22 protein-coding genes are annotated in these 23,959 nt (G+C 45.4%); all 22 read right to left on the bottom strand.

Annotation, left to right across the window (positions count from 1 at the left end):
* Positions 1-4: 4 nt before the first annotated feature.
* The 22 genes from J2S00_RS05240 to J2S00_RS05345 all read right to left on the bottom strand — a co-directional run bounded on the left by J2S00_RS05240 (position 5) and on the right by J2S00_RS05345 (position 23,943).
* On the bottom strand, positions 5-532 hold the full coding sequence (locus tag J2S00_RS05240; protein WP_307336381.1) for a TRAP transporter small permease: 528 nt from the start codon (positions 530-532) through the stop codon (positions 5-7).
* A 111-nt stretch (positions 533-643) separates the two neighbouring features.
* A complete protein-coding gene (locus J2S00_RS05245; RefSeq protein WP_307336384.1) occupies positions 644-1,681 on the bottom strand; it encodes a TRAP transporter substrate-binding protein in 1,038 nt (345 codons plus the stop codon).
* Between the two features lie 96 nt (positions 1,682-1,777).
* Positions 1,778-2,767: a C-terminal binding protein gene (locus tag J2S00_RS05250; RefSeq protein ID WP_307336386.1), complete on the bottom strand. Its 990-nt coding sequence runs from the start codon at positions 2,765-2,767 to the stop codon at positions 1,778-1,780.
* A gap of 146 nt (positions 2,768-2,913) precedes the next feature.
* On the bottom strand, positions 2,914-4,218 hold the full coding sequence (locus J2S00_RS05255; RefSeq protein ID WP_307336389.1) for a hypothetical protein: 1,305 nt from the start codon (positions 4,216-4,218) through the stop codon (positions 2,914-2,916).
* 42 nt (positions 4,219-4,260) lie between these two features.
* A complete protein-coding gene (locus J2S00_RS05260) occupies positions 4,261-5,181 on the bottom strand; it encodes a DMT family transporter (RefSeq protein ID WP_307336392.1) in 921 nt (306 codons plus the stop codon).
* Positions 5,182-5,295: 114 nt separating this feature from the next.
* Entirely contained in the window at positions 5,296-6,237 is a 942-nt protein-coding gene (locus tag J2S00_RS05265; RefSeq protein WP_307336394.1) for a fumarylacetoacetate hydrolase family protein, read from the bottom strand.
* 41 nt (positions 6,238-6,278) lie between these two features.
* Complete coding sequence (locus J2S00_RS05270) at positions 6,279-7,262, bottom strand: 2-hydroxyacid dehydrogenase (protein WP_188623175.1); 984 nt, start codon at positions 7,260-7,262, stop codon at positions 6,279-6,281.
* 57 nt (positions 7,263-7,319) lie between these two features.
* Positions 7,320-8,273 carry a U32 family peptidase gene (locus tag J2S00_RS05275; protein ID WP_307336399.1) on the bottom strand — a complete coding sequence of 318 codons (954 nt, stop codon included), beginning with the start codon at positions 8,271-8,273 and terminating at the stop codon, positions 7,320-7,322.
* A gap of 51 nt (positions 8,274-8,324) precedes the next feature.
* Entirely contained in the window at positions 8,325-10,520 is a 2,196-nt protein-coding gene (locus J2S00_RS05280; protein ID WP_307336402.1) for a dihydroxy-acid dehydratase domain-containing protein, read from the bottom strand.
* Positions 10,521-10,557: 37 nt separating this feature from the next.
* On the bottom strand, positions 10,558-11,511 hold the full coding sequence (locus J2S00_RS05285) for a UxaA family hydrolase (RefSeq protein WP_307336405.1): 954 nt from the start codon (positions 11,509-11,511) through the stop codon (positions 10,558-10,560).
* Between the two features lie 43 nt (positions 11,512-11,554).
* Positions 11,555-12,841, bottom strand: coding sequence for a nickel pincer cofactor-dependent isomerase, group 22 (locus J2S00_RS05290; RefSeq protein ID WP_307336409.1), 1,287 nt, complete (start codon positions 12,839-12,841; stop codon positions 11,555-11,557).
* A gap of 27 nt (positions 12,842-12,868) precedes the next feature.
* Complete coding sequence (locus J2S00_RS05295; RefSeq protein WP_307336412.1) at positions 12,869-13,627, bottom strand: SDR family NAD(P)-dependent oxidoreductase; 759 nt, start codon at positions 13,625-13,627, stop codon at positions 12,869-12,871.
* Positions 13,628-13,720: 93 nt separating this feature from the next.
* Positions 13,721-14,869, bottom strand: coding sequence for a UxaA family hydrolase (locus J2S00_RS05300; RefSeq protein WP_307336415.1), 1,149 nt, complete (start codon positions 14,867-14,869; stop codon positions 13,721-13,723).
* Positions 14,870-14,905: 36 nt separating this feature from the next.
* On the bottom strand, positions 14,906-15,211 hold the full coding sequence (locus J2S00_RS05305) for a UxaA family hydrolase (RefSeq protein WP_307336418.1): 306 nt from the start codon (positions 15,209-15,211) through the stop codon (positions 14,906-14,908).
* 280 nt (positions 15,212-15,491) lie between these two features.
* Entirely contained in the window at positions 15,492-16,364 is an 873-nt protein-coding gene (locus tag J2S00_RS05310) for an SMP-30/gluconolactonase/LRE family protein (protein WP_307336421.1), read from the bottom strand.
* 84 nt (positions 16,365-16,448) lie between these two features.
* Entirely contained in the window at positions 16,449-16,910 is a 462-nt protein-coding gene (locus tag J2S00_RS05315; protein ID WP_307336423.1) for a RidA family protein, read from the bottom strand.
* A gap of 88 nt (positions 16,911-16,998) precedes the next feature.
* Complete coding sequence (locus J2S00_RS05320) at positions 16,999-18,222, bottom strand: ROK family protein (protein ID WP_307336426.1); 1,224 nt, start codon at positions 18,220-18,222, stop codon at positions 16,999-17,001.
* A 47-nt stretch (positions 18,223-18,269) separates the two neighbouring features.
* Positions 18,270-18,920 (bottom strand): RraA family protein, encoded by a 651-nt coding sequence (locus tag J2S00_RS05325; RefSeq protein ID WP_307336429.1) that lies wholly within the window; start codon positions 18,918-18,920, stop codon positions 18,270-18,272.
* 123 nt (positions 18,921-19,043) lie between these two features.
* Positions 19,044-20,327 (bottom strand): ABC transporter substrate-binding protein, encoded by a 1,284-nt coding sequence (locus J2S00_RS05330; protein WP_307336432.1) that lies wholly within the window; start codon positions 20,325-20,327, stop codon positions 19,044-19,046.
* 70 nt (positions 20,328-20,397) lie between these two features.
* A complete protein-coding gene (locus J2S00_RS05335; RefSeq protein ID WP_307336435.1) occupies positions 20,398-21,732 on the bottom strand; it encodes a neutral/alkaline non-lysosomal ceramidase N-terminal domain-containing protein in 1,335 nt (444 codons plus the stop codon).
* Positions 21,707-22,855 (bottom strand): DUF4432 family protein, encoded by a 1,149-nt coding sequence (locus J2S00_RS05340; RefSeq protein WP_307336438.1) that lies wholly within the window; start codon positions 22,853-22,855, stop codon positions 21,707-21,709. The genes J2S00_RS05335 and J2S00_RS05340 overlap by 26 nt, the downstream gene beginning before the upstream one ends.
* On the bottom strand, positions 22,852-23,943 hold the full coding sequence (locus J2S00_RS05345) for an alanine racemase (RefSeq protein WP_307336441.1): 1,092 nt from the start codon (positions 23,941-23,943) through the stop codon (positions 22,852-22,854). Before J2S00_RS05345 ends, J2S00_RS05340 begins: the two co-directional genes overlap by 4 nt.
* Positions 23,944-23,959: the final 16 nt, after the last annotated feature.

The following is a 23,959-nucleotide window of genomic DNA, read 5'->3' on the forward strand; positions in this document are numbered from 1 at the left end:
TTGATCACGATTTAGACACGGTAGAGGAAGAGGAATCATTTAATGAATTGTTGGAGGTGAAAAATGTTTCTTTAATGACCTCAATAACCCGTAACACGCTGTAGAAAATCATTAAAACCGATCCTAAAAACAGGGCCAAATAAACATAGGACATGCTTAACCAACGCATGGTTGCCGACGAAACGTCAGTGCTGCTTTCCACCATGATCCAGCTTCCTTTAAGCAAAATACTAAGAAAAAAGATAATGGCTAGTTGAACAATAATGTGTACAGCTGCTCGCAACATGCGTGGAAGCCGTTCAACTAATATATCAATGGCGATATGGGACTTTTCCCTAATGGCAAGGGCAGCCCCGATATAAGTGAGATAGATAAACATAAAGCGGGCCACTTCTTCTGTCCATGGCGCAGAGATCTGAAAGATATAACGAAAAGCCACTTGCAGGGTGATGGTGACTACAATGCCAACTAACATCAGAACAATAAAGAAATCGATGGTCTTGTCAAGGAAACCGAGAATACGTTTCATCATCATCCATGCCCCTTTGTCAGCTTCTTTCTTACTATTCTCAAAATGATATGGGAGCGACCTCACACAAGCGGTTATGGGTGCTGTGTGTGAGGTCGGATTCTATACAGGTTTCTAGTCCAGGAGAGCGTTAATTTCTTCCAAAGATGTCACAGTCCAAGACTCTTGGAAGAAACGCTCCAATCCAGGTTGAGCCTGTTCAACAAACGCTTCTTTGTCTATTTCAACCACTTGCATACCTGCCTCTTGCAACTCTTGATAGAATTGCTCGGCATCAGACACAGCCTCAGCATCGGCATAAGCCATTGCTTCTTCTGCTGCTTCTTGGATCAACTGCTGGTGTTCGGGGCTTAAGGAATCCCATAAATCTTTGTTCATCCACATAAAGGTTGCTTCATAGATATGGCCAGTGTTGATCAGATAGTCTTGAACTTCTTGTAATTTAAACGTATAAATTTGCTCGTACGGACCTTCAGACGCTTCCACAACCCCGGTTTGCAAAGCCCCGTATAATTCAGGCAAAGCAACAGGCGTTGGAGAGGCACCAATGGCTTCCCAGGACGCAATCCAGGCTTCAATTTCAGGCAAACGCAAGTTCAGGCCCTTTACATCATCGGGTGTTTCAATCGGTTTGTTAGCGGTCATATGGCGGGCACCGCGAATATTGGTTCCGATGATTTGCAAGCCGGCATCAGCCATTTCGGCAAACATCTGCTCTCCAAGGTCCCCGTATAAAGCAGCTTGCATATGCTCCATGCTTTGGAATAAGAACGGTGCTGTAAAGAACATGTATTCGGGAGCATACATATCAACACCTTGATATCCCCCTAGGACCATCTCCAGATCGCCGGCACGAACAGCTTCAAAGTTTTCTCGTTCAGTACCCAGAGCCCCGTTAGGGAAGAAATTAACTTCAATCTCTCCATTGGAACGCTCATTAACCAACTCGGCGAATTTGGCTGCCCCTTTGGCCGGAGCTGATTTTTCTTCATAAACACTAGCGATATCAATGCGAATCGTCTCTCCAGCAGGCGCGCTCTGTTCTTCCTCTTGCTCTGCTTCGCCATTTGAGCTTGTGCCAGAATCACCTCCGCAAGCTGCCAGAGCCAAAACCAGCACTAGCATACCGAAGATTAAAAATGTTTTTTTCATCTTTTTTCCCCCTTTGATTTTTATAATTTTTATACTAGGACGGAATGATGCTTAAGCCTCATTCCGCTGTGAACCGAATGATGAGATCATGTCCACCTACTTTTTGAGTACATTTAGTACGTCTTTGTTGACCAAGTATGTCGGCGTTTGGCCTTGGAGCGCTTCCAAAACATTTCTGGCACACTTACTGCGCATCTCATCCTCAGATTCTTCCGAGTACCAGGCTACATGGGGTGTTAATATCACATTATCCATTGTGAGTAAAGGATTGTCAGGCTGAATCGGTTCAATCTCGACTACGTCCAGCGCCGCACCGGCAATCTGCCCCGCTTGCAGGGCTTCAATCAAGTCTTGCTCATTGATGACCGGTCCCCTCGCCGTATTGACAATCACAAGGTTTTTCTTAGCGAGTTTAAAGAGATCCTTGTTAATCAAGCCTTTTGTCTCGTCAGTTAATGGGATGTGAACAGAGACAAAATCCGCTTTTCTAAAAATCTCTTCCAATGAAGCTGGCTCAGCTTGAGCCTCGTGGATCACATCCTCCGGTACGTACGGATCGTACACGAGCACATTAAAGCCGATCGCGATTAACTTTTTGACCAGACTGCGAGGAATCCGCCCAAACCCTAAAACACCGACAGTCTGAGTTTGGAAACGGTGAATGGGGATGCCTTTTTTAAAATCCCAAACCCCATTTTTCACATATTGGTTGAGAAGAACCACCTTCCTGGCCCAGCTCATCAACAGAGCCAGTGTATGATCAGACACTTCATCCATACAGTAATCAGGCACATTAGCCACGTAAATCCCTTTTTCCGTCGCCTTGGGAATGTCAATTGTATTAACACCAACTCCATAGCGGGAAATCACCTTACATTTTTCCAGCTGTTCAATAACTTTGGCTGAAATCGGAGCATATTGATTGATGATACCATCAGCATCTTTGGCGATCTCGATAACCTCGTCCTCTGTACGAGCTTGTCCCTTAACCAATTCCACATCAGGCAAGGCCTGGAGAACACGTTCTTCGTAGCGTAAATCGTAATACTCATAGTCAGTTACAACAACTTTCAATTTCTGTGTCACTTCCTAATCCCCCCACTTTGAACTGACTTAAGCGTTTACAAGAGACGATAATAATAGATTATGTTTTATAATATAAAACTCATTTCTCTATATAAGAATTATACACGAACAAAAATATAAAGTAAATAAAAATTTCAGATAACATATTAGAGCAAGGCCCAAGCGACTATACTCCCCGTCCCGCCAAACAAAAACGCAAAAGTCAAGTTCCACACCATGATCTTATAGGGGTTTTCCTTGAGCAAATTGCCGGTCAAGATCACAGAGACATTGAACGGCCCCGCCATTACTGTTGCTAAACTGGACGTAATCAGCACAAGGCCAATGCTAACCGGGTTCATCCACATCAATAGTGGCTGCACCATTTCACCGACCAACCCCATTGTCACCAGAGGATGAAATCCAATCAAGGCCAGACCCAGGAACATCACTTGGATGGTCACGAACAAGAAAATCGGCTGCCCTGCTAAAAAGATAAAGGGTGCTTGTAAATAATCGATCCATTGGGAATCCCTTAAGGCACCGATAAACAAACCCATACTGAGAAAGAGAAGAACATAACTGTGGAGAGTAGAGACTCTCTCTCGCCACTGCTTCAAACTATAAATAAAAAAAGTACGCAGCCGCCCAATCATAAAAGCCCAAACAAACGAAAAAGGTACAATGACCAATGATACAGATAACAGAAAGTTAAGCTGAAACAACTGTTTGACAACAGTGACACAAACAATAAACAGAGCCAAATAACACATTAACAACCCTATGCGTCGATAAACAGACCAATCCAGTTTTTCTCTTGTCTGTTCCATATGATCATGTATCCGCCAGGCTCGAAAACGTAAATAACCGAGGCCTCCGTCGATCACAAGCAAGGTGAGGGCAATCAATAACAGCCATGGCAGAAAGGTGAGATAGCCAGTGCCTGTTATATCAACGGTAATAGCCACTAGTACTTCCATGGGACTCCAGGCAAGGCACAAGGCATATCCTCTTAGCATAGAGCTGCTGATAAAAAGATGTGCAAGTCGTTCTGGCAGCGATCTTAAGTGTTTGGTCAACACACCATAGACAAGGGGGAGCATGGCGATATTCAAAAAGGAGCCCAGCAAAAAGCTGGCGCTTAACCCTCGTCCATATAGTTGGCCAAAATGCTGCACATGCGCTTTCAACAGCTTACTGACCGATTGATCATAACGTCCCGTTATGATCATACTGTTAATAAACGGCAGAACATAGAACAACACCAAAATGACAGCAAATGAGGTTAACAGCAGGGGTAATTCATGCAATGTCCCGCCGTTCGACAAGAAAAGACCGCTCCCTGCCGCACAAAAAATCACACTGCTCACTTGAAAGAGACGCTCCGCTTGTCTAAACGCCATAACTAAGGCAAGCAGGGCGAGCAAGCCGGTCACATATTCCAGCGCTGCATTTTGGACAAAAGTATTCACGACAAAGCACCAAACGAGTAAACTGAGCACGATGAACATGGTTTACAAGGCGCCTTTCTGTTGATGATTCACTGGAGCAGGAGGTCCCTTCTTCTCTGCTCCTGTCTGCTTGCGGTTGACAATCCAAATTCCTGCCAGAACCAACCCAATACCGACCAACGTATCAACCGCGAGGGTTTCCCCTAGAAACACCCACCCGGATAACGTTCCTATCACCGGAACCAGCAAAAGGGAGATGGAGGATTGTCCCGCCCCCCCTGAGGAAAGGATATGCGACCACAGAAAATAGGCCAGCGCGGAGGCAATCATTCCAGCAAAAATCAAGCAAAACACAGCCATACCGTTCCAGCTAGCCATCGGTTCAGACTCAATGGTGAAGGTGAACAAAAATAAAACAATGGTCCCCACCACCATTTGGTAGGCGGTCAACTGAATTTGATTCCGACCGTTAAGCACTTTTTTGATGATCAGGCTAGCCGTGGCCCAGGAGACAGCAGCGATGAGACAAAGAGTTTGAACCACAAACACCGTTCCTGTCCATTCCAGAGCCCAGGGATTGACATCGAGGACCAGAAACAGTCCCCCAAATCCAATGCCAAGACCCAACAGGTGAAACCTTGTCATTTGTTCGCCAGGAATAAAAAAGTGGGCCATCATGGTTAGCCAAAAAGGCATCGTAAAGGCCAAAATGGAAGCAATTCCTATTTCAACAAATTGCAAGGCAGACTGGGTGATGGCAAACACGCAACTGATCTGCAGAACTCCGCATAAAGCGTACCATTTCCAGTCTTCTTTTTTGGGCAGTGGAATTTTACGGATCAGACAAAACAAAAGTAAAACGGCTGAGCCGAGCATGAAGCGGAGAGCTGAAAACATAAGCGGAGAAAAATAATAGAGGGCCGTGCTCATCACTACCCAGTTTGTTCCCCAAATCGTACATAATAAAATCATTTTCCAATTCACATGATCACCACATTTCTTTGCAAGTAAGAAAAGGGGCTTAAATCTGAAAAAAGTGATGGAGGCATGCTCCATCACACGTGTCTTGTTCTAGCACAACCCTGCCCATATCAGGAATTATTGATTCCCTTTAACAACGTTGCGCAGTTTTCCAATCTTTTCTACCTCAACGATAACTTCATCTCCATCTTTCAAAAAGACTTGAGGTTCACGGGACATCCCCACTCCCGGAGGCGTACCAGTGGCAATGACATCCCCAGGTTCAAAGGTCATGGATTGAGAGAGATAGGATAAGATATAGGGTATGTTAAAGATCAAATTTTTCGTATTTGAATCTTGCATTGTTTCTCCATTGAGATGCAGCTTAATGTCCAGTTGGTGGGGATCTTCAATTTCGTCTTTCGTCACCAGCACTGGTCCCATCGGAGCAAATGAATCGGGGGATTTACCTCTGACCCATTGCCCATCTCCCAGCTGAATGTCCCGGGCACTGACATCGTTGATAATGGTATAACCGGCAATATACGCCATGGCTTCGCTTTCGCTCACTTGTTTTGCTTTCTTGCCTATCACAAACGCCAGTTCCGCTTCATAGTCTACCTGATCTGAGTTAGGAGGCAGCAGAATAGCATCATCGGGCCCAACGACAGCGTTAGCGTACTTGGAAAAAATCACAGGGGATTTGGGAATATCCATTCCTGTCTCCTCACAGTGGTCCACATAGTTTAAACCGACACAAACCAGTTTTCCAGGCCGGGGAATCGGGGCTTTTAATTTCACTTCGTCTACGGCGTAAATCAATCGTTCCCCGTTCAAGCCTGAACCTGGGGACCCTAAAGCGTAATCCATTGCTTTTTTGGCTTCGGCAAGAGCAGCTTCCCCTCGTTCCAAGAAGGTGAGCATCTCAGAGGGAACCATGGCCTGCGCAACAAGTACTGGGCTTGCTTCACCTTTATCGGCCAACAAGGCCGTATAGGCAGCGTTCAGGTCCACCACTTGTTGATCAACTAAGGCACCCACACGAGTAAGACCATTAAATGAAAAAGTGACTAGCTTCATAGCGAATAACCTCCTAATATGTTCCAATCTTTTCGTTGATCTCAGGATAAGATAAGATCTTTTAATTCTGGTACAACGTAGCAGGAAGAATCACCTTGTAACGCCTTAACCAGGTTTTCTGCAGCCACCCTGGCCATATCCCGGCGCGTTTGATGGGTTGCAGAACCAATGTGGGGAACAGTCACCACGTTGGGCAAAGCAAGCAAAGGATGATCCGGCGGGATTGGCTCTTGCTGAAAGACGTCCAAACCAGCCCCTCGTATCCGTCCGCTTTGTAAAGCACGGACTAGCGCCTGTTCATCCACTGTCTGACCTCTAGACGCATTGATGAAAATGGCTTCTTCCTTCATTAACTGAAATTGATCGTCCCCAATCAGCTGAACTGTCTGCGGGGTTAAGGGAGTAAGCAGTACGATAAAGTCTGACTGGCGCAAAAGGGTCTCCAAAGAGACATAGGTGACGCCTAAGCGCTCTTCTATTTCCGGTTTCTGGCGGCGGTTATAATAGAGTACCTCCATATCAAAGCCTAACTTGGCTCGTTTGGCCACCTTTTCTCCGATACGACCCATGCCGATGATACCGAGAGTACGATGATGAACGTCAATACCAAATAAGTTCTCGTTATCACCCTTTTTCCATTTCCCTTCTTTCACATAACGATCCAGTTCCGCTATGCGCCGGGCACTGCTTAAGATAAGGGCAAAAACCAGATCGGCTACAGTATCATCTAACACGTATGGGGTATGGGTACCTAGCACTTTTCTTTTACGCATGGCACCTATATCAAAGTTGTTATAACCGACGGAGATGGTGCTAATCACTCTCAGATGAGGCGCATGAGCCAACAACTCCTCATCCACCTTAAGGCCATGCAGCAGGAGGCCCTCTGCATCTCTTACCTCCTCGAGGAGCTTGCCACGGGGAATAGGCTCAGACCGATCCCATTTGCGGTACTGGCAGTGTTGACCAATATAGGCCTCAATGTCAGCCGGAATAGGATTGGCAATAAACACATTAGGCTTCATAATACCCTCCTTCTATGAACCAAAACAGAAAACCGGTTTCAATACTTTTTTGGCAATTCATCTGTTATCCCCCTGGCGCACGCTCACTTGGGGAATGCCTAAATCACTCGCTCCCAGCTTCGATGTTTTTGCTTCAGGATAATAACGTTCAATGATTTGTATGCCTAAGGCAGCTCGACGAACCCGCTCCCGGCACAGCTGAATATTGGTTGCTTCCCAATGGAGCCCAGATGGATATACATCAGGATGATTACGCAAACCAAATTTGATATAAACAGGAGCTAATATACGGATCAACTCCGGTATTTCATAGTGACGGATGAACCCGCCAAAGTTGTCAGGCACTTCAACATAAAGGTCAATGGGAATATCAATTGCCTGGCGGATGGCTGCCAGCTTGGGAAGGGTCAACGCCGTGGGCACGTTAAACGTGTCAGCACCCAGGTCCTGTATTATTTTCACAGACACAGGATTGGCAGCGGCTAACTGCACAGAAACTTTGACCACAAAATCCTTAGGCAGCAACCCTTTTTCTTTCATTTTCTTAGTCAAATAGAGCAGCCCTTCATCAGCGACTAACGCCCCTCTGAGACCCAGGCTGGCCCCTCTCTTTAAATCTTCCATGGCATAGACCAACTGATCTGCCCCTTCATGTCTTAAAGCAATAGAAGATCCTGCTTTGGTGAAGGGTTGGGCACTGATATCCCAGGTTCCTCTCGGGCCCACAAACAAGCTGAGCTCCATGCCCCGCTCAGCGCACATCCGGTTCATCTCTACAATTTCGTCATCAGTCAAGAGCATAATGCCGCTTCCTTGGGACACACGGTGTACGGTAATTCCATGGCGGTCGATTTCTTCCAGTGTGGCCTCCAAGGCACGAGGGCCTTCAACGCTGGGCAGTTCAATCCGATATTGGGCCCCATCAGGAAAGCGTTTCTCTGAGTCAGGAAGTTCGTATAAATCCCGCTCCGGAAAACCCAGTGAGCGAAGGAAGGCTCTTGATTCCTGCATCCTGTTCACATCCCTTTCTTGGTTCACCTTAGTTCATTGATTCAGTTTGGTTTAAGTCACTTTTATTGAACGATTTGCTTTTCTTTTGTAAGGAATGTCAGCATCCATTTTGACTACTAAGGGTACAACACCATGGGCCGCATCAGTACATCCAGCTAGACGGTTGCCTGGTGCCACCTCTTTCTGGCGCCGTCTCATACGTTGCTTACGTTCTTCACCTAACTGGGCTCGTTCAGTTTCCAAGTCGCCCTGATACAATTCAACCTGTCCCTCTTGGAACTTTTCTGCGTCGAGCAGTTCAATCCGTTTAGCCCGGAAACGCAGGAGCAGCAAATCTCCTTCTTGCAGGTAGAGGATTCCTCCTCCTTGGTACGCCTCCGGTGTCATATGACCGATAGCTGCACCGTAGGAGACACCGGAGTAGCGTCCATCGCTAATCAATGTAGCCAGTTTCTGTAATTGCCGGTTGGCATTAATGTGCTGCATGGGTGTAAACATCTCAGGCATACCGTATGCCTCCGGACCTTGTCCGGCAATGATCACTGCAATTTTTAAAATCTCTTCCTGCACCATACGCTTGAAGAGAGAATCATAGTCTAAGTTTTGTGCGTTTTGGAACGTCTCCGGCTGATTATGGGCCCACATCTTAAGCAGATGCTCGTGGGCGAAAGTTTTCTTCTGACGAAGGTCATCCAACAGGTTGACATTCAAAAGCTGGGCATTGGCCTCATCTTCGTTTTCAAAATAAAGGACAAATGAGACCTTTTCATCAAATTTATCCAGTTGGTGAGTGGGCATGCCGCTGATCTTGACAACAGCGCTCTCAAAGAAGTTTCCTTCGAGGACATCCACCCCGCTAAACGGGCGTCTCGGTTTGCTGAGAATGATGGGGTTATCCTTCACATTGTCAGCGCTTAAGCCCTTTGTATCCGCCAAGCGCTCGGCCCAAGTCTGTCCGGTTACGGTCATGGCATCAGTATCCATGGGAACGCCATTATTGAGCAACTCGTAAAAGAGTGTTTCCATTCCCCGAATGAGGCCTGAACAACATTGCTGGGCCAGAACGAAAATGTCTCGCCCCTCGGTCAGGCTATAATCAAACAGGTCCGGAATGGGATATTCCTGCTGAATGTCCCGGACATCCCACAGACTAAAGTCATAACCGGCATATAACATAGCTCCAACGATATGCATCATCAGATTGCTGGAACCGCCACCGGCACTGTGAATACGAACAGCATTGGCTATGTTAGCCTTGAGCAGCTCTGTTACACTGCACTCCGGACGGTTAATAATTCCAAACAGTGATTCGATCGCCGGATTCAATTGTTCCTGGGTAGGCGGCTCTGTCAATAATTCAAGATTAGGGTGAACAAGACCAAAGCCAGCAGTGATATCCCTAGAGCTGTTTCCGGTACCATGAAAAGCACAGATCCCGCCAGCAGCATCACAAGTGTTAACCGCCAATCGCTTTTCAAAATCTTTATGTTGCTCCGGGGTGATTACCCCTTTTTCAACAGCTCGCAGAAAAACCCCTTGAAAAGCAGTGTTTGAGGAACATTGTAAGATAAAGCTGGAGGCATCCAGAAGATCGTCAGCGATCTCCGGGTAGCCCATTTTCCGGGCACGCTCTGCCACCTCATGCAACTCGCTCATGAGATCCGCCGGGATTTCTCCTCCTTTAAGCACGTGCGAAGGAGCAAAGGTGGCAAACAGAGGCGCTTCTCCTCTAATGCGCCGTGTCCGGTCGACCATGGCCAATCCGCTCAACACACCGAGCGGCTGTTTATCACAGCCTTGAATGACAAAAGCACCATGATAAGAATGGGCTTCCATCTGGTTGGCCACGACTTCAGCGATGGCATTACGGCTTTGGAGAGAATAGCTCATGCCCATGTTGCTCTGAGCTGTTCCATCACACAGGACAGGTGTGCTGAAATAAAACGGAACGCCACCCTCTAGCCAGATCTTAAGCGCCGCCCGGGAGACCGTATACTGATCCAATATGTGAGCAGGGTGATCGGCAGATCCACCGATAATCGCAATCCGTGGGCAATTTTCTTCCAACCGGTCATAAATTTCCTCCAAAGTCCAACCAGGCTGGATATGCTTTGCTTCTTCTCCCAACCATTGCTTCGCTTGATCCAGAAGCCCTGCCACCGTAATCGGCTCATTAGCCTTGCCTTGAACATTTTCTTTATAAGGATTGACCGGGCTATTGACCCGAGGCCTGTATGGCTTACTCACAACTTTCTCCTCCCTTTGCATTATCCTTGTGACAAGTCTAGAAGCTGGGTAAGACACGATGGATGGCAAATTCCGAAAAACCAAGTTCTTCATTCTTAGTCGCTTTGCCGTTGGTTACGTTCCCGATATCAGACAAAATCATCTGACCGATCTCAGGGATGGTATGCGTCTTTTCCAGGATACCGCTGGCGTCTATATCCAGCTCTTCCCCCATGATGGACATCAGTTCGGGGTCACCGCACACTTTAATGACTGGAGAGATGGGAGAGCCAACAGGATTCCCTTCTCCCGTTGCATAAAGAATTAAGCTGGCTCCCCCAGCAATCATCCCGGTAATACCTTCCGCATCACTGGTGCCGCCGGCCATCAAGTACTGTCCTTGTTCTCTCGGCTGCTCACCGTACCTTAGTTGGCCATCAATCGTCAGCGTTTCCATTTCTTTTGTGCGGAGGACGATAGCCCCTTGTTCAGCCAAACGAGCACTGGCCCATTCTACCGCCGGCATCGCCGCTCTTTGGGTTGATGTCGTCTCGTCACCATATTGAATACCTATACTTAGCTGATTCCAAGCAATATCTTGTCGAGGCTGTGTGTCAGCGATTGCTTTTAACTTCTTCGCCAACTGAACCCCTTGTTCAATTGTTTTGACCGTTCCCCCAGCTTCCTGAATCACCAGCGTTTCCACCGGCTTTCCGGACTTTTCTATCTCTTGGGCCAGACCGTATGGATCAACACTCTCACACCCCAAACCAACGACCAGAACGGCTGCCACATTAGGATTCATTCCGAATCCTGCCAACGTCCGCTTGGTCTGCTGAACATCATCCCCTACCTGGGCACAACCGGCCTGGTTGGCCAGGGTAACTGCCCCCTTCACCTGGGCCGCAATCTGCTCACAGGTTTCCGATGAACACAGGACGGACGGCAGGATAAGAACATGATTCCGTATCCCCGCGCGACCATCCGGCCTAACGTATCCTTTTACCATCATAGACGTTCCCCCAACTCTCATGGTCTAATCAAGTCATATCTGTCTAATCTAGCAAATATCCTTGTTCATCAAAGCGCATTTCTCCAGGCTCAGAGAGAATGGTGATCTTGTCCTGGCTGCGAATTTCATGCAGATAAGCCTCTGAAAGATAGATCTCATTCAATTCCAGGGTATTTTTAATTCGGACGATCTTAGCCCGTTCCGGTGTTACCCGGTTACAGGTTTTGAGGGCCACGATAATCGCTTCTTTATCGTTGTTCATGATAAGCGGCAGCTTAGCCCCTTCCAGCACGGTTGAAGTAATGCAATTCGCATAGGTATAACTGAAATCGATTTTGTTCACACAGTGCAGCGTGGTCACGTCAGCCATACCAATACCAGTGGCATTGCCATGGGTTTTCTCTGTCAAATCCAGCACGACCACTTTTTGTATCGGCGGAGCGGAAAAGCCGGGAAGTTTAGATCCGGGCCGGCCTGTGATGTTAGGGTCCATGCCTGAACCGCTAATGTTTTTACCAATTTCATCCACAATTAAAACATCGATTTCTGAAACCAGTAACTTAGGCATATTTTGCTTAGCTTCAATCAGCAGTGATTTTTCCCGTTCAACAATATCCTCAGCAGGAATCACTTCCAGTTTGGCTGTTTCATCATAGGCGTTTTCAACAATCCCGATCCCAAAAGCGACAGGGGCCTTTTCAAGAATGGCTTTTCCCGTTTTGGGAATGAGGTCATGGAATTGATCAAATCCATAAGAATGAAGGGTAGTAGCCCCTTTATGCTTACCCAGACCGATACCGAGCATCTTAAGCAGTCCGCTCTCAAAATCCCCTTTAAAATCAGTATGGGGCTTAATGCGATTGACCACCACAATCAAATCGGCCTGTGAGGCCTCCTTATCCAGATAGACAGGCATGCCGTTATCCAACTTGGTCAATTCGACCACATCCATCGAGGAAATGACCGGAACACCCATCGTTTTCTCGTCGATGCCATAGTCAGCTAAAATCTTAGCCTGGCCTTGAGCGGTTGCACCCCCGTGGCTGCCCATGGCCGGAACAATAAACGGCTCCGCTCCCCAGGCTTTTAGTTGAGTGATGGTGCTTTTGACAATCGCAGCCAGATTAGCAATCCCACGACTGCCTGCTGCAACCGCCACCCGCTTCCCCTGGAAAACATCTGGCACCAATTTGGCCTGCATTTGCTTGACCACTTCACCTTCGATATCTTCCAACCTATCAGCATTAAAGTGCTGTTTCACCCTCATCATCTTCGGCAAGTCGATCTCATAACCGCCTGCCAGCGGTACATTTACCCGTTCCAAAATCATTGTCATTCCTCCACCTTATCTATTTCCCTAGTCCATCAACTGCCCGCCGTTCACTTCGATGATTTCCCCTGTTAAATAGTCTGCATAATCGGAGGCCAGGAACAAGATAGCACCCACGGTATCTTGCGGTGTTCCGGCGCGGCCGAGCGGGATGGTGCTCACCATTTTTTTAAAGACTTCAGGAGCAGTAAACTGCTCGTGAAAAGGTGTATCTATAATCCCAGGTGCTACACCGTTAACAAGAATATTGTATTCGGCCAAATCTTTGGCTAAAGCGCGGGTTAGAGTGCTGACCCCTCCCTTTGAAGTGGCGTAAGCAATGCTGCCGAGTCCGCCACCGTTACGTGCTGCCACAGAGGTGGTATTGATCACCTTCGCCTTAGGCTGGGCTTGCAATAACGGCAATGCATATTTGGTAACCAGATACACCGAGGTTAAATTAACATCGATCACCCGCTGCCACAGTTCTTCATCTAACTCGTTCAGCCGCGCCCGTTTAATCATTGAACCCGCATTATTGACTAATACATCCAAACGTCCAAACGCTTCCTCGACCTCGCCCACCATTTTCTTCACCTGCTCCCGGTCTGCCACATCCCCTTGCACGAGCAGGGCACGCCGTCCTTGTTGTTCAATCTCTTGTACCAGCTCCTGGGCCGGCTTCACACTCCGATTGGCATGAACAATCACATCTGCACCATGCTCTGCAAAAGCTAAGGCAGCAGCCCGACCAATCCCCGTACTGCTCCCTGTCACCCAAACCACTTTTCCCTCAAACTGATACACCCTTGGCCATCTCCCTTCTTTTTTCCATCCTCTCAAACTTTCACCTTACCTGCATGAAAAAGGTTTAACTGACCACGATCCGGCAACAGAGAATCAAATGACTCGGTTAATGGCAAATTCCGTAAAGCCATGTTGCTCCGACTTAGTGAAGCGGCCATTAGCCACCTCAACAATGAGATCAAAAATAGATTTGCCTACCTCATCAATCGTCTTTTCTCCTTCGATAATTTTGGACGCATCCACATCGATGTTATCGATCATCCTCTTCACTGTTTGAGGATTGCCGCAAACCTTGATCACAGGACAAATCGGTGAGCCGACCGGTGTTCCTCTTCCAGTAGTAAAAATAATGATCTGGGCACCACCGGCAATCATCCCTGTAACTGATTCAATGTCATAGCCCGGAGAATCCATCAGATAATGACCTGGACTCACAGGTGCTTCAGCATATTTTAAAACCCCCTGTATGGGAGCAAGACCAGATTTGTATATCGCTCCTAGTGATTTTTCCTCTATGGTGGTCAAACCACCCCGAATATTTCCAGGACTGGGCTGTGCTCCCCTAAAGTCGACACCGGAGCGCTTTAAGTTTTCTTCATAACGGTAGACGGTCTCTAAAATCTGTTTTCCAACTTCAGGACTGGCCGCATTGCGGGCCAGGATATGCTCTGCTCCGATCAGTTCCGGGGTTTCAGATAGAAAAGTGGTTCCCCCTTGTTCCACCAGGAGATCAGAAGCAACCCCTGCCGCAGGATTGGCTGCCAACCCGGAAGTGGTATCGGATCCACCACATTCAATCCCGATCATCAAGTTTTCCACACCGACCTCTTCTGTTTGCATACGGTCAGCTTCCTGTTTTAATTCCTTCAGCACCTCAATGCCTTTTTTAATGGTCTTGGCCACTCCTCCTTCTTCCTTAATGATCAAAACTTCTGCCCGTTTCCCTGTCTGACGTATCTCTTCAGCCAGTTGGGCCGCATTAATGTCCTCTCCCCCCAGACCAACCACCAAGACGGCAGCTACGTTAGGATGGGTGCCAAACCCCTTTAAAGTTCGCCACACTTGGTCAAAGTCTTCTTGGGCCAAAGTCCGGCCTACCTGGTTAGAGAGAGAAACAGCCTCTTCTGCACCTTTAGCTATGTACTTAGCTGTTTCAGTACTGGCAATGGTCGTTGGTAAAACAAGAAGATGATTACGGATTCCCACTCGTCCATCCGAACGAACATACCCTTTAAATTTCATTTGTCATCGTCTCCTATTCCATCATTAATCTATTGATCAAGCCCCTTGTGCTGTCCCTTTGCCTCTCACGCTATCGACGTTGTGGATATGAACATGTTCCCCGCAATGGATATCTTGGGTGGCAATGCCGATCTCTTCCCCGTACTTGATTACCGAAGCCCCTTTTGGAATGTCAAGCAGCGCAAATTTGTGTCCAAAAGGAATGTCATCTAACAGATCAACCTCTGCCATCTCTCCCTGGTTGATCTTAACCCGTCCCTTCTCACCTTTGCTTAAATCACGAACAGCTGTGGCAACATTGTCGTTATCTTTCATCTTGACAGCATTCGCTTTATTTGACACGAACTTCTCCTCCTCTTTGTCGTGGTCGTATTATAGGCTGATAGGGCTCCCTTCCCTCCTCGAACCAAGTTCCTCCATTTAAGTTAAATTGCCCAACCAAACCGGTTTTTATTGATTTTATTCATAGTTTTCACTCTTTTCTTAGTATATAGGATACCATTATGCGTACGTTTTGTCAAAACATAGTTTTATATTATTGAACAATTTAACCATAACAAAAACCCAGCCTTGAAAGGCCAGGTTGCACCGCTACTGAATGGATGTAACAACAGTGAGAATCTTAGCCCTTAAATGGATAAGTAGGCAAGCCTTTCACTTTCGTTTTAACGCAGAAAAGCCCTCCTGCATAAGGTTGCTTTAAGCGTTCTTCATCGCTTAGTCCTACTCTGGCTGTTGTAATATATAAATGGTCTAAATCATCACCTCCAAAAACACATGACGTCACCTTAGCGACGGGCAAATGGATGGTGTCTAATAAATCACCTGTCATGGGATTCCAGCGGGTCACTTTATACCCACCCCAATGAGCGACCCAGATCATGCCTTCAGTGTCCGTTGTCATTCCATCCGGAACGCCGGCGCCGTCTGGTATTCTCACCACAACTCTTTTATTTTTTAGTTCTCCTGAGTCAAGATCAAAATCAAAGGCGACGACCTCTTTTGTCGGAGTATCAACATAATAGAAAATTTGGTTATCTGGTGACCATGAGATACCATTAGAGATGCTTACATGATTTAACACTCTGTTTACCTTATTAGTCTCGAGACAGTATAATGATCCTTGCTCTGGGAATTCCTTCTTATGCATGGTTCCTGCCCAAAAACGCCCCATTGCATCACATTTACCGTCATTAAATCGATTTTCAGGCAAGTGACTTTCGGGGTCAGCAATCGGGCATAATTGCCGCGTGTCAAAATCAAACGTAAAAAACCCATTTTCCGTTACCATCACAAGCCCGCCTGATTCCCGTGGTACGACGGCGCTTACAAGCTGGCCAATTTCCAGGGATGTATTTTCATTACGGTTCGGATCATAGATATGGACCTTTTTTTGATCAATATCAACCCAATAGAGACGTTTCTTTTTCACATCCCAGGAAGGTCCTTCACCAAGGGTGGCCTTGGCATCAAAAACAAGTTCGGCCTGCACCAACCGCTCTCCTCCTTTTAGTGTAGGGGTTCCTTTATTAAAATATTCAAGACAACTAAAAACCCATGCCCTTCAGACGCTCAGTTTCTACTCAATTTCAACAATCATTTCAATTTCCACCGGGGTATCAAATGGAAGTTCATTAGCCGAAATTGCGGATCTGGCATGTTTACCCCGTTCCCCAAAAATTTCTTCCAACAACTCGGAAGCTCCATTGATGACATATGGTTGCTCAACAAACCCTTCTGCGGAATTGACAAATCCCAGTAATTTAACCACTTGTTTGATCCGATCTAGATCACCTATGTGTTCTTTTAAAACGGCTAATAGATTAATCATGGTTTGTCTGGCTGCATCATAGCCCTCTTCTACAGTGAGATCTTTCCCTACTTTTCCTTTATATTTCAATACCCCGTTAACCCTGCAATCTTGGCCTGAGGTGTAGACGAGATTTCCCACTGTCCTCGCAGGCACATACTCTGCAGCAGGTCTTGGTGCCTCAGGCAAATTAATCCCTAATCTTTTTAATTTCTCTTCGATTTTGGACATCAGAAACACTCCTTTTTCATTGTATGCTTGGATCAAAAAGGAATTCCAATAGATGAAAAGACAAATAAGTTTTTTCAAAGGGTTAGGATTAACTGTTGAACAGACACTCCGGGTTTTCAAATAGTTCTTTGAGAACAAGGGCCCCTGCTCCCATGATGTTGGCATTACGACCTAATTTTGAAAATTTTAGGTTTACCCGAGCAGCTGGAATAGGAAGCGCACGCATGTGCATCTCATAACGAATATGTTCCAGTAATCGTTCACCTAAGCATGACATTTCTCCATGTATGATCACCAATTCAGGATTGAATGTGTTCACCAGATTAGCAATACCAATTCCCAAATAGGTTCCAAGATCATAGATCGCGATCTGTTCAACAACAGGATCACCGTTTTCAACCGCTTTTGCAATTAACGGAAGTGTCAAGTCTTCAGCTGAATCAACCATTTGTTTTAACCATGTTGTTTGGTTCATATTTTCGGATACCTGTTTTAATAAGGCATCTGATGAAGCATAAGTTTCCCAACACCCTCGATTTCCACATCGACATTTAGGACCATTGAAGTTAAGCGTGGTGTGTCCAATCTCACCAAAACTATCATCAATTCCTCTCATCATTTGGTTATCGATAATCACACCCGCACCAATTCCACCATCGGTCATTAAAGAGATTATTGTTTGGGCTTCATCCTGACCAAACCATTTTTCAGCTAAACTTAAATTTTTACATTCGTTGTCAACCCAGACTGGCTTATTAAATCGTTCTGATAACAAATCTCCTAAATTTACATTATTTAGGATGCTAAAATTGGAAGCATCACGAATGGTTCCTGTCTTTGTTTCTACAAGCCCCGGGCTTCCGACTCCAATCCCTAAGACCGGAATCTTCAAGTCCTCTGCTTTCTTGATCAACTCACCAACTTGAAGCGTCAACTTATGGAGTAACTGCTCCTTACTTTCATCACGCCTATTTCGTTCTTGTATCCGAAATAAAATGCTAGCGGATAAATCAATCAATGCCATATCCAACAGTTCAATCCCGAGATGTACTGCTATAATGCTTTTTCCGCGCGGATGGAAAGCAATAATTTTCGGACGTTTACCACCGAGTTCGGTTGAACTCCCTGTTCCGTCAACTTTTAAATAACCTTCTTCGATTAGCTCATCAACTAACGAGGAGGCGGTTGGGGTACTGATTCCAAGATCTTTAGCAATCTGTGGTTTCGTGGTTCTTATACGGCATCTGACGTATTCCAAAATACTGATTTTATGTGTGAGTTTTACGTCGATTTTTTTATTAGTGTTGAGCAACAACCTTCCCCCCAGTTACATCAATTTCCTTATCTGTAACTCCGACATTATAAAATATTATACTTTTTATATGCCTCTACAATGCCCATTCCCTGTTGAAGTGCTTTACGCATAGCGTTTTCTCCATCCACTTTTTTTAATACTCTTTCAAACACTTGGGCTGCACAAGTTTGAGGAACAACGACAATTCCATCATGATCAGCAACAATGATATCGCCTGGAAACACCTTAACACCGCCGCATTCAATGGGGACTTGATAGTTAATCACGTCAGTTCTCCCTTTTGAATCATGGGGATGAAATCCTCTTGTAAAGGTTGGAAATCCCATTTCAATAATCTTTCGGCTATCCCTGGTAAATCCGTCAATGATGGCCCCTCTTGATCCCTTGACCATTGCCGCAGTGCTTAGCAGCTCTCCCCAAAAGCCGCTGCTTGTTGAGCCGTTTGTGGTTGCCACTACAATATCCCCTTCATTTAATGCATCAACCGCTTCTAGTTCTTTTTTATAAGGGTGTTCTGGAATCTCGTAAACATCAGTAGCAAGAATAGTAAAAGCTCTCCCTATCACACTAAATGAAGGGTCAATGGGACGGATATGGTGTTCCATCACTTGCGCACGTAGGCCCAGATCATCTAATATGTCAGCTGTTACGGCAGTATATACTTTTTGTTCTAATTGCCCAAAGTCATATTTCATCATCTATCACCCCTTGTGTGTACCGTTTTTAACTTTAGCTATAACAGAAGGGAAAGGATGGTAAGAGGAGACAATGTCCTCCTACAATGTTTAAAAATGACCATTTTAAAAAATATCCTGTTGTTACTCAGCCTTCTTTTGTAATTCATCGAGAGCCTCTTGTGCTGATTTCTGCCCTAGTAAGATTTCTTGCACAGCATTAATCGTCTCCAGGCGCAACTCTGTAAATTTTGGATCGGTCAGAGGATAGAATTTAGCCAAAGGTAACTGCTCAATAAACTGGGCATTTAATTCATCCTTCTGGGCCATCATTTCTCCAGTCGTTTTTGTTGCAGGTAACATCCCTTCAGCATTCATGAAGGCTTCATAACGCTGATCTTCATAGAAAAAGTCTAAAAACCGTCCTATTGCTTCTGGATGTTGGGTAGACTTGAATACCATCAGAAAATCCTGAACGCCAAGATTGAAAGGCTCTTTCCCTTCGTTGATTGGAATAGGGGCAACACCGTAGTTTAAATCCGGGAATTCAGCCGCCAAAACAGTCGGTAAGAAATTGGCTGTAATCATCATCCCCACTTGCCCAGCTCCGAACACTTTCTGTAATTCATCACGATTGATAGCGGTTGGCTCAGGGTTTGTCACTTGATCTTCCCGGACCAATTGGTACAAGAACTCCATTGCTTCAACATTTTCAGACGAATTCAAAACCCACTGTTCCCCATCTTTCCAGTCCCCACCATTCCCCCAGATGAAATAAGAGAAGTATGCCTGACCTTCTAATGTGGTCATAGGGACACCAAATCCATCAATTCCTGTCTTTTCTTTTATGGTCTTTGCTGTTTGACGCAATTCTTCCCATGTTACCGGAGGTTCTGTTATCCCTGCCTGTTCAAACAAGTCTTTATTATAGTATAAGCCGCGTATGGACGCGAGGAACGGGATTGCATATTGGGTACCATCAACGGCCCCAGCCTCATAAAATGAATCATAAAACTTATTCTTGAGCTCAGGAGAAATAGCCTCCTCAATCGGTAGCAAAAGATCGTCCTCAACAAAGGCTGCAAAATGATTAAGGTTTAATATATCAGGGGTTTGATTGGTTGCCACCATCGTATTCACTCTTTGCTCCAATACATCCCACCCAATAACATCAAGTTTCACTTTGATATCCGGATTTTCAGACTCAAACTCCTCAATGAGCTGTCTTAAAAATGGCTCTGTCGCATGACTGTACTGAGCAGCAACAAAATGAATTTCTACCTGTTCAGAACTTCCTGTTGCTTCCCCACTATCTGATTCAACACCCCCTTCACCCTCCGAACCTGTACTCTGGAAACAACCTGCCATCATTGATACAATAAACAGGAGAGCAAAGAACAGCCAGAAAAATCTTCTCTTTTTCATCATCCTAAATCCCCCTTTAAAAATTGATTTAAGAACAGTCGGTACTATCACATCCTAGTTTCTTGACCTAAAATCAACAATCACCCCCTCTAAGCAGATGGAGCATACTGAGTGCTTTTTCTACGACAATCTTTCCGGCATGAGGGGCTAATTGACTGGTCCGTGCCGTTCTAACTTCGTATCCTCCCTGCTCAAAAGCTTCTTCAGTTGGAACATAGCCGATATAATCATTGGCCAATCCAAAAACCATTGTATGTTTATATGGTGATCTCTCCTTAATGGCTAGTCCTTGTTCCACAAAAAATTCGCCAGGAAGACAAACAATGGCTGTATCACCAAGATGCACTGCTTGCAGTTCTGTTGTGACCTTACTTTTGTTTTCTTTAAAGAGCAGGATAATCTCTTTGGCATAAACTTCGTCCGGTACTCCATCTAATAATGACGGAATTTTCCCCTTGGTTTTGTGGAACAGGGAAAGAGCGTCATTGAACTCTTTACCTGTAATTGATCTTCTAGGCAGATCAATCTTAACTGAACAAACATTTATATCATTACTGATAAAATATTGGGAATCATTAAATACTTTTAATACCTTTTTATATAAGGCATAGCCTATGCGATCTGCCTCATCAAAAGATCTCGTCTGATTGGGATTTTTGATGTCGATATGGTTAATATTTCCTTCTGCACCATTAGCAAAAAGGACCACAAGATCGTGACGGAGTTCCTTCTGCAAAGCTTCCGTTAAACGATGAATATAATCACGTGAAAACAACCAATCTTTCCCGACTAATACAGCGGGATGAAGTGTAAAGTTGATTAACATGGCTCTTATCGAATCATGACGATCATGTACTGTTAAAACATATAGCTCCGGATCAATCGGCCCGGCCACACGATCCACCTCTCTGGGATCGATATCTTCCCAGTTCATCCGTAATATCCCATCTTTCATGATCAGACGACGATTAAAACTTAAAGCATACTCAACGCCTTTACCGAGTCTCAACTGGGCAGGCCACGTATTCTGCTTACATTCGTGGACTCCCTGGACTACTTTATCCTCTAGAATTTTTAAATACGATTGGACAAGAGGGTGGTATCCATCCTTAAAAGCTTCCATGACATCGGGACCTGAGTGCGTATGAGTGGCAAACAGAATAATATGCTCTTTAGGTATACGGTGAATGGAATGGATACGATCCTTGATAGCCTTACCAAACGCACGATGGATACCAATAATGTCCAGTCCAACAAACAGGAGTTCATTTTGGGAATTGTTAAAGTATAATATATTGGCATAGAGAGGGTCATGAATACCGCGAGATATATTGTCTTCCCTGATATTCCCCCCTATAGGGGTTCCTAGGTCAGGTGTAATGTCAATACTGACACATCCCGCAATCACGATTGTTCACCTCCTTTTTTGTGGCAAAGATAACCGTTCCAGATGAATTGATGCTTTTAACATCTGAGTCAGCTTCATAAATAATAACGTTCAGCTTTTTTTGGACACTGCTGCCCTTTCTGATCAATTCTGCTGTACCATTGATAACTGAACCGTTTAATCCCCTTTCCTCCTTTCCGGGAAGACTGGTAAAGGGTTCAACAGCCAGTGTATACGCATTCCCATACCAAGGGTATTCCATACTGCCGCCAAACTCTTGCCATATCCAGACAAAAGGGAAATCTTTTGCATCCCAAACCATGCCAATACCAATCCCTTGCTCCATATTTGTTAACGCAAACCATCCCTCTGTGAACTGAGTGGCATACAGCATATCTGCTGTCTTGGCTTCCTTTCCAGGGATCAATCGTAAATCAACTTTCTTCCCGTAGCGGTCCACTGCGTATGGCCATTTAAATGTTTGATTTGGTAAAAATCGGCTATTCTGACTGTACAACACTGGATGAGTCATGACCAAACACGCTGGCAAATCTAAACGACAATAAGAATTTAGAAAGGGTGCTCCAAAGCTGGGATGGTGTCCCCACATATAGTACAAATCAATTTGACCGTAGTTGGTTATCTTTTCATCAATATAAATCACGGGTTTTCCAGCTTTTATAGAAACGATTTTTTCCAAAACAAATGGTGTTCGAAGTGTTCTAACTGTAAATTTGACTTCGACACAATCGGGGTCGTCTTTTAAAACTTCATAATCCCAGATATTTGTTGCGACTTCGCCATGAAACCCTAAGAGGGCTCCTTTATATAATGACGGACCGCCTCCGGCTGGAAAGATTTCCTGCCATCCTCCGTGAAAATGATCGAAAAAAGCCCCTTCCGGTTGTTCAATGGAAGAAAGATGATTGGGATGGCGGGTCCCAAGAGGTGCACGCCACAAGAAATCTATATCTTTGGGTTTGTATAAAAGTTCAAACACATCAGTTCCTTTATCTAACATAAAAGATAGGCGTATTAACTCGTTCTGCATCACGATGGTGCGTATCCCTTTATATGTGCTCCAGCGGTCGATCCTACAGCCATAGTTCCGCTCAGTAACATAAAATCTGCTAGGTATGTTCATTTGTTTTTCCCTCTTGCTTCTATTTTTATCGTTTCGATTACCTTGTTGTTTTTGATCAGGATGAATTCATCAGCCAAATTGACAACCGGGCAGACATGATTAGGAATGATTTTAAGCACATCCCCGATTTTATAGGCGTGAGGATGTGTTAATTGCACAATTCCATGTTCTTCCGATAGCCAAGTAATCCACACTCCAGATGAATGACGGATGAGACCGTATCCCTGTGTAAGCTTCCCTTTATCAGAAGTTAATGTTTTGGAACCCGCATCCACGATAAATCGATCTGGTGCAGGGGTACTGACGACCGTAGCATATACACTTAAGGCGCACTCTGTTTCCTCCACGAGGCCCATCTGCAGAAGTGTGGCATCATTAAAGACATATGTACCCGGTCTCATTTCGGTCACCCCTGCTATTTGTATAGGGTTTAGCGCTGTTGGAGTTGAACCCACACTTACTTCTCGAATATCAAGACCCAAAATCTTCCTGACTCTTTCTTTCAGTTGAACTAATATGTTTCCTTCTTGTTGACTGAACTTTTGCAATTCTTGGGATGTTTCGGCCTGATATGCATAACCCCCATGCGTCATCAACCCTGCGATTTCAATATACGGCAAATCCTTTAACTCGCAGATTAGACGTAACGTTTCATCTCCTGGATCACGTCCACATCGCTTCAATCCTGTATCGACTTCAACATAGACAGGAATCTTTTTCCCCAGTTTTTCGCCAACAGCGGAAATTCCTTTTCCAACCTCTACACTATCGAGAGCCACTGTGACATCTGTATGGCGCGCCAATCGGGCCAAGCGATCCAATTTGTTCTTCCCCACGATAGGATAGGCGATGAGAATGTCTGTGATACCATGCTGCCGCATGACCTCTGCCTCTCCCAATTTAGCTACTGTGATCCCGGTTGCTCCCATCTCCAATTGTTTTAAGGCGATGTAAGGAGATTTGTGTGTTTTTGTGTGTGGCCGAAGTTTCACTCCTTTCGCTTTGGCCAAGTCGGCCATTTTTTTCAAGTTATGCTCAAGAGCGGCTGCATCAACAACAAGTGAAGGAGTATCAATTAATTCCATCATTTGTTCAACTCCTCTA

The sequence above is a fragment of the Caldalkalibacillus uzonensis genome, from assembly GCF_030814135.1.
Lineage (GTDB): Bacteria > Bacillota > Bacilli > Caldalkalibacillales > Caldalkalibacillaceae > Caldalkalibacillus > Caldalkalibacillus uzonensis.

Excerpts from the sequence above, each read along its gene's own strand:
- J2S00_RS05240 (WP_307336381.1), bottom strand. The coding sequence starts at position 532 with ATGATGAAACGTATTCTCGGTTTCCTTGACAAGACCATCGATTTCTTT.
- J2S00_RS05245 (WP_307336384.1), bottom strand. The coding sequence starts at position 1,681 with ATGAAAAAAACATTTTTAATCTTCGGTATGCTAGTGCTGGTTTTGGCT.
- J2S00_RS05265 (WP_307336394.1), bottom strand. The coding sequence starts at position 6,237 with ATGAAGCTAGTCACTTTTTCATTTAATGGTCTTACTCGTGTGGGTGCC.
- J2S00_RS05270 (WP_188623175.1), bottom strand. The coding sequence starts at position 7,262 with ATGAAGCCTAATGTGTTTATTGCCAATCCTATTCCGGCTGACATTGAG.
- J2S00_RS05275 (WP_307336399.1), bottom strand. The coding sequence starts at position 8,273 with ATGCAGGAATCAAGAGCCTTCCTTCGCTCACTGGGTTTTCCGGAGCGG.
- J2S00_RS05285 (WP_307336405.1), bottom strand. The coding sequence starts at position 11,511 with ATGATGGTAAAAGGATACGTTAGGCCGGATGGTCGCGCGGGGATACGG.
- J2S00_RS05290 (WP_307336409.1), bottom strand. The coding sequence starts at position 12,841 with ATGATTTTGGAACGGGTAAATGTACCGCTGGCAGGCGGTTATGAGATC.
- J2S00_RS05300 (WP_307336415.1), bottom strand. The coding sequence starts at position 14,869 with ATGAAATTTAAAGGGTATGTTCGTTCGGATGGACGAGTGGGAATCCGT.
- J2S00_RS05315 (WP_307336423.1), bottom strand. The coding sequence starts at position 16,910 with ATGTCCAAAATCGAAGAGAAATTAAAAAGATTAGGGATTAATTTGCCT.
- J2S00_RS05325 (WP_307336429.1), bottom strand. The coding sequence starts at position 18,920 with ATGAAATATGACTTTGGGCAATTAGAACAAAAAGTATATACTGCCGTA.
- J2S00_RS05330 (WP_307336432.1), bottom strand. The coding sequence starts at position 20,327 with ATGATGAAAAAGAGAAGATTTTTCTGGCTGTTCTTTGCTCTCCTGTTT.
- J2S00_RS05340 (WP_307336438.1), bottom strand. The coding sequence starts at position 22,855 with ATGAACATACCTAGCAGATTTTATGTTACTGAGCGGAACTATGGCTGT.
- J2S00_RS05345 (WP_307336441.1), bottom strand. The coding sequence starts at position 23,943 with ATGATGGAATTAATTGATACTCCTTCACTTGTTGTTGATGCAGCCGCT.